Origin of the sequence: Amphritea sp. (genome assembly GCF_048266285.1) — a bacterium.
Taxonomy (GTDB): Bacteria; Pseudomonadota; Gammaproteobacteria; order Pseudomonadales; family Balneatricaceae; genus Amphritea.
Genome location: NZ_JBLWZV010000001.1, coordinates 202,547 through 215,198, shown reverse-complemented (window position 1 = coordinate 215,198; position 12,652 = coordinate 202,547). Strand labels below are relative to the sequence as shown.

Sequence of the window (12,652 nt, the reverse complement as noted above, 5' to 3'; positions counted from 1 at the left end):
TTCCTTTCTCAGTGCTACATAACAGGCTTTTTTGTCTGGCCTGTTAGCCATTGATTGCTTCATTAACCAGTTTTTCCTGCTGTTCAAGGTGTACAGAAATGTAACCTACGGCAGGAGCTGCGGCATGTGGACGACCCACACCTTCCATATGAATCTTGTCATTGTGACGAGCCAGTGCATGGCGCATATGATGCTGCGAACAATACCAAGCACCTTGGTTCATTGGCTCTTCTTGACACCAAACAACAGATTCAAGGTTAGTGTAATCTTTGATCGCATCAAACATTTGATCTTCAGGGAACGGATACAGTTGCTCAATACGAATAATCGCAACGTCATCCTTCTCTAATTCGGCGCGACGGTTATACAGATCGTAATAAACCTTACCGCTACACAGCACAAGGCGTTTAACCTTCTTCGGCTCCAGCGTATCGGTTTCAGCGATAACGGGATAGAAAGCACCATCGGACAATTCATCCAGCGAAGAAACCGCCTGCTTATGACGCAACAAGCTCTTCGGTGTCATGACGACTAACGGCTTACGCAGTGGGCGAACAATCTGACGACGTAACAGGTGGAACATCTGCGCCGGCGTAGTCGGTACACACACCTGAATATTGTGTTCAGCACACAATTGTAGGTAGCGCTCTAGACGTGCGGAGGAGTGCTCTGGTCCCTGTCCTTCAAAGCCATGTGGCAACAGCATGGTCAAACCACACAGTCGAGCCCACTTATGCTCACCACTGGTAATAAACTGGTCGATAACAACCTGAGCGCCGTTGGCGAAATCACCAAACTGAGCTTCCCAGATCACGAGCGCGTTCGGCATCGTGGTTGAATAACCATATTCAAATGCTAACACCGCTTCTTCTGACAAGAAGGAGTCATGCAAGGTTAGCACAGGCTGATCCGCATCGATGTTTTTCAGTGGCTCATAGACTTCACCATTGCGCTGATCATGCAGCACAGCGTGACGATGCGAGAATGTACCACGGCCGACGTCCTGACCGGTCAAGCGAACCGGGAAACCTTCCGCCAGAATAGTGGCATAAGCCAACGATTCAGCCATACCCCAGTTCAATTGCATAGCACCGACCGCCATACGCTTACGGTCGTCGTAGATTTTCTGAACCTGACGCTGAACCTGGAAGCCTTCCGGCACTTCACAGATTTTAGTGCCTAGCTCTTGCAGCAACTTGTTATCGACACGGGTATCGCAATCAAATGACCACTGATGCCCTAAGTAAGGCGTCCAATCAACAAACAACTCTTGGTTAGGCTGCAATACCAAGGAATGGGTGACATGCTTACCCTCTTCCAGATCCTTACGGTAATCCAGCTCTAGCTGCTTACTTTGTTCAGCAGTAAGAAGCCCCTCAGAGATCAACTGCTGCGCATAGAGCTCGCGGGTCGACTTCTGCACTTTGATCTGTTTGTACATCAATGGCTGCGTGCCTGATGGCTCATCCGCTTCGTTATGACCACGACGACGATAACAAACCAGGTCAATGACCACATCTTTCTTAAATTCAGTACGGTAATCAACCGCCAACTGAGTAACAAAGCGCACCGCTTCAGGGTCATCACCATTCACATGGAAAATAGGCGCCTGAACCATCTTAGCGATATCAGTACAGTATTCAGTCGAGCGGGAGTCTTCCTGCTTGTTAGTGGTAAAACCAACTTGGTTATTCACCACAATATGAATCGTACCACCGGTCTTGTAAGCACGGGTCTGGGACATCTGGAATGTCTCCATCACCACACCCTGACCCGCAAATGCTTGGTCACCGTGAATATTGACCGGCACAACCGTCGTACCAACCGAATCTTCACGACGATCTTGACGAGCACGTACGGAGCCTTCAACAACGGGTGACGAAATCTCAAGGTGGGATGGGTTAAACGCCATCGCGAGGTGAACTTCACCACCACCGGTCATTACGTTGGATGAAAAGCCCTGGTGGTATTTCACATCACCCGAAGTTTCCAGCGTTTTCTTACCTTCAAACTCACCAAACAGTTCGGTCGGGTTTTTACCGAAGATATTCACTAGGGTGTTCAAACGCCCCCGGTGAGCCATACCGATAACCACCTCACGAGCACCTTGCTTACCAGCACGCTGGATCAAGGTATTCAATGAAACAATCAGTGTTTCACCGCCCTCAAGACCAAAACGTTTAGCACCAGCAAAGCGGGAACCCAGATATTTTTCCAGACCTTCTGCCGCTGTCAGACGTTCAAGCACCATCATCTTCTTGTCGGCATCGACAACGGGATGAGAGCGAACGGGTTCCAGTCGAGATTGAATCCAGCGTTTTTCTTGAGTATCGACGATATGCATATATTCAGCGCCCACTGTTGTGCAGTAGGTTTTGTTTAGATCGTCGAGAATCTCTTTAAGCGTGGCCTCTTCACTACCAAAGAACAGGGAACCTGTTTGGAATGTAGTATCGAAATCGGCTGCAGATAATTCATGAAAACGCGGATCGAGATCCGGCACCGGTTCACGCTGACTCAGGTTCAGCGGATCGATATCGGCTGCCTGATGACCACGGACACGATAAGCATTAATCATCCGCAATACACGGATCTGCTTTTTCTCATGTTCAGAGCTACTGCTGTTACCGCCCACAGGCGCAGCATGGCGCTGATTCTTAGCCAAATAGAGGAAATGATCCCGAACCGTAGAATGTGGAACATCCTGGGTCAGGTTGTCGCCGACTTTGGGTAGTCGGTCAAATTCTTCACGCCATTCCTGAGGAATCGCGTTGGGGTCCATCAGATAGGATTCATATAGCTGCTCAATGTAAGACAGGTTGCCACCGTATAGATGGGCATTCTTCCACATCAGCTCCATTATGCCTTCTTGCATTCTTGATCACCCTGGCTCAGGGGTACTTTGGAAGTACAGGATGCACCACGTCCTGTCCAACTGGCCTTTTGGGCCGTCCCCTGTTTAGTTACCGTTATTATTTCTCACGTCTATGCCCTGTTAGAGGTACAGAGCATACGGGACGTGATTCTACGCTTTTTAACGCTTGGTTCATATATCAATGCAGAGGGAATTCTAAAAACTTTCCATACAAACGGATATAAGTCTTTTGACTAGTATCCAAAAATTACTTAAAAAAAAGCGGCTCCAACAGGAGCCGCCTTATTTTTGCAATCAGGTCGCTTGTGAAAGCAACATGTTGCGGATCTTACCGATTGCCTTAGTCGGGTTAAGCCCTTTAGGACAAACCGCGACACAGTTCATGATCCCGTGGCAGCGGAAAACGCTGAAAGGATCATCCAACTCGGCCAGTCGCTCCGAAGTAGCCGTATCACGACTGTCAGCCAAGAAGCGATAAGCCTGTAGCAGACCAGACGGTCCAACAAACTTATCAGGGTTCCACCAGAAAGATGGGCAGGCAGTAGAACAGCATGCACAGAGAATACACTCGTACAAACCATCCAGCTCAGCGCGCTCTTCTGGTGACTGCAGACGTTCGATCGCCGGTGGCGGCGTATCGTTGATCAAGAACGGCTTGATCTTTTCGTACTGCGTATAGAACTGAGTCATATCGACAACTAGGTCACGAATAACCGGCAGACCCGGCAACGGACGCAATACAAGCTTGTCACTTTCAACAACTTCAGATAATGGTGTGATACATGCCAGACCATTCAGGCCGTTCATGTTCATACCATCTGAGCCACATACACCTTCACGACATGAACGACGATATCCTAACGTCGGATCCTTGTCTTTCAGTAGTTGCAGCAGATCCAATACCATGATGTCCTTACCACCCGGGATATCAATATGGATATCCTGCATGTAAGGCGCATCATCGATCTCAGGATTATAGCGATATACACTTACCAGCATCGTAACAACCCCTTAGTAAGTTCGAACTTTTGGTGGGAATGCATCCATGGTCTTCGGAGCAAAGTTTACATCACGCTTAGTGATCTCTTTGGTCTTCGGATCAAACATTGAGTGGCACAACCAGTTAACATCATCACGTTCAGTGTAATCATTACGGGCGTGAGCGCCGCGACTTTCCGTCCGTGTCAGTGCTGCGATAGCCGTTGCCTCAGCAACTTCCATCAGGTTTTCCAACTCAAGGGCTTCGATGCGTGCAGTGTTGAAAGACTTAGACTTATCTTCAAGGTGCAGATTAGAGACACGTGTACGAATCTCCTTCAACATCTCAAGGCCTTTCTCCATGCTTTCGCCTTCACGGAATACACCGAAATACAACTGCATGGTTTTCTGAAGATCAGCACGAACCTCAGAAACACGCTCACCACCGGTAGAATTGTTCAGACGATTCAGGCGTGCCATCGCTTGCTCAATGTCAGCTTCAGTTGCATCATCAACAGCGTAGCCTTCAGCCATCTGCTTCTCGATTTGTATACCCGCAGCACGACCAAAGACAACCAAGTCAAGCAGTGAGTTACCACCTAAGCGGTTAGCACCGTGTACTGATACACAAGCCACTTCACCACAAGCAAACAGACCATCAATGATATAATCATTGCCGTCCGTATCGCGACCAATCGCTTGGCCACCAACGTTAGTGGCAACGCCACCCATCTGGTAGTGACAGGTCGGCACAACCGGCACAGGCTCTTTAACGGGATCAGCATGAGCGAATGTCTTAGACAACTCACAAATACCTGGTAGACGAGACTGCAAAACTTCTTCACCGAGGTGATCGAGTTTCAGGAATACATGATCGCCGTTTTCACCGCAACCACGACCCGCGAGGATCTCAAGTACCATTGAACGTGCAACAACGTCACGACCTGCAAGATCTTTGGCGTTTGGCGCATAACGTTCCATGAAGCGCTCACCGTCTTTATTGACCAGGTAACCACCTTCACCACGACAACCTTCAGTCACCAGTACACCCGCACCCGCAATACCGGTTGGGTGGAACTGCCACATCTCCATATCCTGCGCAGGCACACCCGCACGCAAAGACATACCCATACCGTCACCGGTATTGATCAGAGCATTGGTAGTAGACTGGAAGATACGTCCAGCGCCGCCAGTAGCCAGCACCGTAGCTTTCGCTTTAACGTAAACCGTTTCACCGGTTTCAATACAGATAGCGATAACACCAACAACTGCACCGTCTTTATTTTTGACCAGATCAACCGCATACCATTCATTCATGAAGGTCGTACCGGCTTTAATATTCGCCTGATACAGCGTGTGCAACAGTGCGTGACCCGTACGGTCAGCGGCAGCACAGGTACGAGCAGCCTGACCGCCCTCACCGAAGTTTTTAGACTGACCACCAAACGGACGTTGGTAGATACGGCCTTCTTCAGTACGGGAGAACGGCAGACCCATATGGTCTAGCTCAAATACCGCTTGAGGGCCAACAGAACACATGTATTCGATAGCGTCTTGGTCACCGATATAATCGGAACCTTTAACGGTATCGTACATGTGCCAGCGCCAATCATCGTTCGGATCAACACTCGCAATCGCACAGGTAATACCACCCTGGGCTGATACGGTGTGCGAACGGGTTGGAAATACTTTAGTAATACACGCGGTATTGAGGCCACCCTGGGCCAATTGCAGTGCGGCACGCATTCCTGCGCCACCACCACCGATGACAATACCGTCAAAAGTCAGCGTACGTAACTTGCTGCTCATCTTACACTCCCCACAGAATCTGAACGCCCCAAGCGACGTATATAAACGTCAAGAGACCACAAGCGGACTGGAACAAGAAGCGAATGCCAGTTGGCTTGATGTAGTCAGTTGAAATTGACCACATACCGATCCAGGCGTGAGCCGCCATAGACAGTATCGCCAGCAATGCAAAAATGCGCATAGCGGTACAACTGAACAATTCACTCCACTGCTGATAATCCAAATCTGGATTGAACAGCATGTAGCCCATCATAAAAACTGTAAAAGCAAGCAGCACAACAGCAGTTACACGCTGAATCATCCAGTCGTATAGCCCACTCCGGCCAAAACTTGTAATTGAAGTTACCATATCCATACTCCTGCCAGCAGAATAGCAACAGCAGATACCACCAAAGTAACCTTGGCAGCCATCTTACCGCTCTCTAACTCTTCACAATGACCAAAATCCATTACTAGATGTTTGATACCGGCAAAGAAGTGATACAGCAACGCTGAAACCAGTCCCCACGCAATCAGCTTCGCGAAGAAGCTCTCAGTCAACATCTGAGCAGCAGCATTAAAGCCTTGCTCGGACTCAAGAGACATTCCAAGTGCATACAGCATAAAGAAAGCGCCAAAGAACAACGCTAGCCCCGTTGCACGGTGCAGTATGGAAGTGATAGCCGGAAGTGGCTGTTTAATAGTTCGTAGATCTAAGTTTACGGGTCTTTTCTCGTTCACGGCTCTTGTTCACACTTATGTTAAGCCCAATTGCAGGGCCAGGTTGTTAAAGGTAGTGTACAAAGACAAAGATAAGTACCTCGGTCCAGCGCCTGCATCCCATCCCGAAATGAGCAATGCAAGCTGGAAACGGAGTATACCAGCAAATTGTCGCAATACAATTAACCAACACTGTTTCTACGTCTATTGTCTAGTGTTTTTTATACTGCACACAGCCTTCTAATCGCCTACAACCAAATGATTATTCAGCTAATTTAATTTTCCTGTTAGAGCGCTAATACAAAGGCTTAGCGCATTGCTGCATTGCAATAAAAGGAGGTGTAATTGAATTGACAAACGCATTCAACTCACTATAGTGTCAGGGTCCTGTTACGAGCTAAACCCTTTAGACTGTGACTGATAATTAAGGGCCGTGCGCCCACAGGATTAACTGCAAACCCTGCTGTGGCGACAAAATTACCCTACTACAATTTATAAAGTCATTCAGATTAAACAGAAATGATAGGAGCCTATAATGGCTGACAAAAAAGCACGCTTAACAGTCGACGGCATCGACGAGGTATTCGAATTACCGGTTTACACTGGTACTATGGGACCTGATGTTATTGATGTACGCGCCCTGACTGGTAAAGGCCTGTTCACTTACGATCCTGGCTTTGTTTCTACTGCGGCTTGTGATTCCGCTATTACCTACATCGATGGTGGCAAAGGCGTTCTATTGCACGGTGGCTATCCGATTGAGCAGCTGGCAGAAAATTCTGATTACCTCGAAGTATGTTACTTGCTGCTGAATGGAGAACTACCAACTCCCGAGCAAAAGCAAACCTTCGTCGATACTGTTAAGAACCACACTATGGTTCACGAACAGATGCTCCACTTCTTTAACGGCTTCCGCCGTGACGCACACCCAATGGCTATCATGGTCGGCGTTGTGGGCGCACTGTCGGCCTTCTACCACGACTCCTTGGATATCGATGATGCGCATCATCGGGAAGTCTGCGCTTACCGTCTGATTGCTAAAATGCCGACGATTGCGGCCATGTGTTACAAGTACAGCATCGGCCAGCCATTCCAGTATCCACGTAACGATCTGGACTATGCTGACAACTTCCTACAAATGATGTTTGGCAACCCATGTTCTGACTATGTCACTAATCCTGTGCTCGCCAAAGCGATGGACAAGATCTTCCTATTGCATGCAGATCATGAACAAAACGCCTCTACATCTACCGTGCGTCTGGCTGGCTCTTCTGGCGCTAACCCATTCGCCTGTATCGCTTCCGGTATTGCTGCACTTTGGGGCCCTGCCCACGGCGGCGCAAACGAAGCCGTGCTGACCATGCTGAACGAAATTGGTGATGAATCCAATATCGAAGAGTTCATCCAGCGCGCTAAAGATCCTGACGATTCTTTCCGCCTAATGGGCTTCGGTCACCGGGTTTACCGTAACTTTGACCCTCGCGCCAAAGTGATGAAGCAAACCTGCGACGAAGTACTGGCTGAGCTAGGCATCGAAAATGACCCTCTGCTGAAGATCGCTAAACGCCTCGAGCAGATCGCCCTAGAAGATCAATATTTCGTGGATCGCAAACTCTATCCAAACGTAGACTTCTACTCAGGCATCATCCTTAAAGCGGTCGGCATTCCGACTAACATGTTCACCGTTATCTTCGCGCTGTCACGTACTATCGGCTGGATCTCCCATTGGAGTGAATTCCACAGCAGCCCGAACAAAATCGGTCGTCCACGTCAGCTGTACACAGGACCTGTACAACGCGATTACCCTAAGAAGTAATACGCCAAAGACAAAAAAGCCGCTACTAGCGGCTTTTTTTTGTCTCTTCAATAATGCACGCACAGATCCACACCAACCACTCCTTCACACGATGACCACAGCCACAGCACGATCATTAATCCGCACAGTTCGCAGCACAGCCCAAGCCCGTCATGAGCCCCAGATACCGGCAAAACGAAGAACAACCCAACAAAACCCTAAAGATCAATCCTAAGGCCTTTTCAACAACCTCACCACTCAAGCAACAAAAACTTAACCGCTTTCAACACCTATGCCATAAACACAAAAAAACCAGGCAAGCCTGGTTTTTTAATCGGCCCGCTGACGCAGGCTTAAGCATAGTGTTTATGCAAGCTCAGTCAGCCGATACCGACTCAATATTATGAATAGAGAGGTCCGCACCGTTGAACTCCTCTTCTTCATCAAGCCGCAGCCCCATAACGACCTTCAATCCACCATAAACGATAACACCACCGACCACCGCGATAGCAATACCCATCCCAGTACCGACCAACTGCGTCAGCAGACTGACACCGCCTAAACCACCTAGCGCGGTTGAGCCAAAGATACCGGCCGCAATCCCGCCCCAAGCACCACAGAGACCGTGTAATGGCCACACACCGAGAACATCATCAATCTTCCAACGGTTTTGCACGACGGTAAACATCCAGACAAATAATGCTCCAGCTACACCACCAATCATCAGCGCACCGATAGGATGGACAATATCGGAACCCGCACAGATCGCCACCAGCCCAGCCAAAGGCCCATTATGAATGAAACCCGGGTCATTTTTACCCAACAGCAATGACACGATAATACCACCAACCATCGCCATCAAACTGTTCACCGCCACTAAGCCCGAAATACCTTCCAGCGTCTGCGCAGACATCACATTAAAACCGAACCAACCGATACATAGAATCCACGCACCGAGCGCCAAAAACGGAATATTCGATGGCGGAAACGCCACCAACTTGCCACCGCGATAACGCCCCTTACGGATACCCAACATAATCACCGCCACAAGACCTAACCAACCACCGACGCCATGTACCACAACCGATCCAGCAAAGTCATGAAATGCAGCACCAAAAGACGCCTCAAGCCAATCCTGAATACCATAGTTACCGTTCCAGATAATGCCTTCAAAAAATGGATAAACAAAACCAACAATCAACGACGAGGCAATCAAGAAGGGCCAAAACCGCGCCCGCTCAGCAATACCACCCGAGACAATAGCGGGAATTGCTGCCGCAAAGGTCAGCAGAAAGAAGAATTTAACCAACTCATAGCCATTACCTTGAGATAACGTTTCCGCATCCTGAAAAAACGTCACATCGTACGCCACCCAATAGCCGATAAAAAAATAAGCCACTGCGGAAAATCCGAAATCCGTCATTATTTTCACCAACGCATTCACCTGGTTCTTCTGCCGTACTGTGCCTACCTCAAGAAAGGCAAACCCAGCATGCATGGCAAACACCATGATCGCCCCCATCAGAATAAATAACGTATTTGAACTCTGGACGAGTGTTTCTACAGCACTATTAACGCTTTCCACGGAGATCTCCTGCTGAATAACGCACTCATTTAAGGCTGACCTCTATCATCAGCACCTAAATAGTGCATTTAAATTTTATTAGAATAGTTTGGATGCTGGCAGCAACCCTCTATATCAACCTGTTAGCGAGGGTTTATCGACAATAGCCAAAATCGCTCCAAAAAGGCGCAATATATAAAGCATAGACCATGCCAATTTAATCAACGCACCAGTTCAACGCAGCCTAGACGCGCCAAAAAAAACCACCGCGAGGTGGTTTTTTTAACATGCAGCGTCATCTAAGCATTAATCGCCATCAATCTCAGGTTTAGCGGATATTTCAAAGCACTGGTGAATCTTACTGTTACGCTTGAAATCCAGGTCGATCGTTTTACGGGTAATATCGACCACCTTAAAGCGCTCAGACAATACCGCATCAATTTTAAAGCGTCGGTAGTTATTGGAGAAAATCAACTTACCGTCGGGACGCAGCAGACCCATCGCTAGACTGATTAGCTCCCCATGATCACGCTGCACATCAAAGACATCATGCATCCGCTTTGAATTGGAGAATGTAGGCGGGTCCATAAAGATCAGGTCATAGCCCTCACCCTTCTGCGCCCGCAGCCATTTTACACAATCTTCCTGCAGAAAGTGGTTACGCGCTTCGGCAAAGCCATTCAGGGCAAAATTTTTCTTAGCCCAGTTCATATAGGTGGCGGACATATCAATACTAGTGGTCGACCGTGCACCACCTTTGGCAGCGTGCAGAGAGGCTGTGCCGGTATAACTGAATAGATTAAGAAAATCTTTGCCTTTCGCCTCTTGCTGAATCTGCAAGCGAATCGGACGATGATCCAAAAACAAACCGGTATCAAGATAATCATCTAGGTTAACCAGAATCCGACAACCCCCTTCAGTAATATCAATAAAGCGTTCGGTTTGATCCTGCTTCTCATATTGATTAGTCCCCTGCTGCTTGCGCCGTTGCTTGAGAATAATATTCTCCGCCGGGATATTCAGCACCGCCGGCAACACCGCGACAATTTCTTGCAAACGCGCAAAGGCTTTAACCACATCGACACTTTTAGGCGCCTGATATTCCTGCACATGCACCCAATCATTATAGATATCGATGGCGGCGGAATATTCCGGCAAATCAGCATCGTATAATCGATAACAAGTGATATTCTGACGTTTAGCCCACTTACTCAACTGCTTCAGATTTTTGCTCAATCGATTAGCTAACATCTGCGCGCCATCGCTTAATACAACAGGCGCAGCGTCTGCCACCGCATCATCAACGGATTCCGTTACCACCTCAGGCATAGCTTTCGCGGCCAGCACAGGCTTATTGGCCGCCGCGACCTCTTTCTCACTACGGGCGCGAATATTAAAGATTTGTAGCTGACTAGGGATCGCACCGTTATACAACTTATAGGTTTTATCCGACGCCAGTTTCATCATCTTGCAAAGTTCAGGGTTGCCGGTAAAAACCGCCGCCTGCCAACCGGTAAACTCTGCTTTCAAGCGCTCGCCAAGGTGCTGATAAAGAAAAAACAGGGTCGGCTCATCCCCTAAACGCTCACCATAAGGCGGGTTCGTTAATACCAAGCCTGCGGTATCAATGGCGGGATGCGATAATCGAGATAATTCGCGGCGCTCAAGATGAATCAGATTTTCGACACCGGCACGGCGCGCATTATCCCGCGCAATCCCCAACACCTTCGCATCCGCATCAAAGCCCTCAAAACGACTTGTCACCTGTTTGAGACCAACGTCACGGCGTTCCCGCGCCTCCTCCAGCAAGGTTTGCCAAAGGACGTTGTTATGCTGTGTCCAGTAAGTGAAGCCGTAATCACGCCGCAACAAACCTGGGGCAATATCAGCCGCCATCAACACACCTTCAATTAACAGAGTGCCTGAGCCACACATGGGGTCGAGCAACGCTTGGCCTTCACGCGCCTTCTCAGGCCAACCACAGCGATATAGCAGCGCAGCAGCCAGGTTTTCCTTCATTGGCGCAGCCCCCGACTGCAAGCGATAACCACGGCGATGCAAACTATCTCCGGAAATATCCACGGCAATGGTCGCCTCACCCCGTTGCAGGTGAACATTTACCCGTAGATCAGGCTTCTGCCGATCCACCGAGGGTCGACGACCGGTTTCATCACGAATCTGATCGACAATCGCATCCTTAACCTTTTGCGCACCGAACCGACTATGGTTAATCCCCTCGGACTGGCCGGTAAAGTCAATAATTAAAGTGCCTTCAGGCCGCATATGCTCGAGCCACTTGATTTCCTGAACACCACGGTAAAGCGCTTCAGCTGTTTCCGCTGGGCAACGGTGCAACTCAAGCAACACACGGTTAGCCACCCGCGACCATAAGCAGGCGCGATAAGCGGCTTCTAAACCGCCAGAAAAATATACACCGGCCAAGGTTTGTTTTGGCGTTTCAACATTCAGGGCCTGAAGTTCATCAAACAGAACAGGCTCCAGCCCTTTCGGGCAGGTAGCAAAGAATTTCATACTCAGGGGATACCTCTTTTAAGAACAGGCATATTAACGGCAAACGCTTTTAAGACCAATGACTAAGATGCGAATTCAAAGAAAACTCTAATAAAGTGAATTTTTTTCAATCAACCATTGTTGTTTGACAACCCCCACGCAAGCCGTTGAAGTCATGCTCTTTTGCCAATACATTTATGACAATTCAATTAAAATTCGATTCTTGATACTTTTTTTTAATTACACACAGGAAACCATTTCAGCCATTGTGAATCATAGTATTTAACACCAACAACAGGAGCTATATGTCACTGTAACTGGGATTACTGAAATGTAACCGGCGCCACGCTTAACAAAGAGCCAATGCGCTTGGTTGCCACATCAGTAACCCACCCGAAAATATTAAGCACTATATAGAGGC

At 48.5% G+C, this 12,652-nt stretch carries 8 protein-coding genes; 1 reads left to right on the top strand and 7 read right to left on the bottom strand.

Translation table 11 applies throughout. The features are described from left to right. Positions 1-43: 43 nt before the first annotated feature. From ACN0T0_RS00980 to sdhC, 5 genes are all read right to left on the bottom strand, one after another. Entirely contained in the window at positions 44-2,875 is a 2,832-nt protein-coding gene (locus tag ACN0T0_RS00980; RefSeq protein WP_417222189.1) for a 2-oxoglutarate dehydrogenase E1 component, read from the bottom strand. 294 nt (positions 2,876-3,169) lie between these two features. Further along, positions 3,170-3,874, bottom strand: a complete 705-nt coding sequence (locus ACN0T0_RS00975) for a succinate dehydrogenase iron-sulfur subunit (RefSeq protein WP_417222187.1) — start codon at positions 3,872-3,874, stop codon at positions 3,170-3,172. 12 nt (positions 3,875-3,886) lie between these two features. Then, a complete protein-coding gene (gene sdhA / locus ACN0T0_RS00970; protein ID WP_417222186.1) occupies positions 3,887-5,662 on the bottom strand; it encodes a succinate dehydrogenase flavoprotein subunit in 1,776 nt (591 codons plus the stop codon). A 1-nt stretch (position 5,663) separates the two neighbouring features. Further along, entirely contained in the window at positions 5,664-6,011 is a 348-nt protein-coding gene (gene sdhD, locus ACN0T0_RS00965; protein WP_417222184.1) for a succinate dehydrogenase, hydrophobic membrane anchor protein, read from the bottom strand. Then, positions 6,005-6,382 carry a succinate dehydrogenase, cytochrome b556 subunit gene (gene sdhC / locus ACN0T0_RS00960; protein ID WP_417222182.1) on the bottom strand — a complete coding sequence of 126 codons (378 nt, stop codon included), beginning with the start codon at positions 6,380-6,382 and terminating at the stop codon, positions 6,005-6,007. Before sdhC ends, sdhD begins: the two co-directional genes overlap by 7 nt. Before the next feature lie 514 nt (positions 6,383-6,896). On the opposite strand from sdhC, the gene gltA reads away from it, so the two are divergent. Beyond that, positions 6,897-8,177 (top strand): citrate synthase, encoded by a 1,281-nt coding sequence (gene gltA / locus ACN0T0_RS00955; protein WP_417222179.1) that lies wholly within the window; start codon positions 6,897-6,899, stop codon positions 8,175-8,177. A gap of 355 nt (positions 8,178-8,532) precedes the next feature. Here gltA and ACN0T0_RS00950 read toward each other — a convergent pair whose 3' ends face one another. Further along, on the bottom strand, positions 8,533-9,741 hold the full coding sequence (locus tag ACN0T0_RS00950) for an ammonium transporter (protein ID WP_417222178.1): 1,209 nt from the start codon (positions 9,739-9,741) through the stop codon (positions 8,533-8,535). 285 nt (positions 9,742-10,026) lie between these two features. Then, the gene (gene rlmKL, locus ACN0T0_RS00945) at positions 10,027-12,252 is read right to left on the bottom strand and encodes a bifunctional 23S rRNA (guanine(2069)-N(7))-methyltransferase RlmK/23S rRNA (guanine(2445)-N(2))-methyltransferase RlmL (protein ID WP_417222176.1); all 2,226 of its coding nucleotides are present in this window, start codon (positions 12,250-12,252) and stop codon (positions 10,027-10,029) included. Between the last annotated feature and the right edge of the window lie 400 nt (positions 12,253-12,652).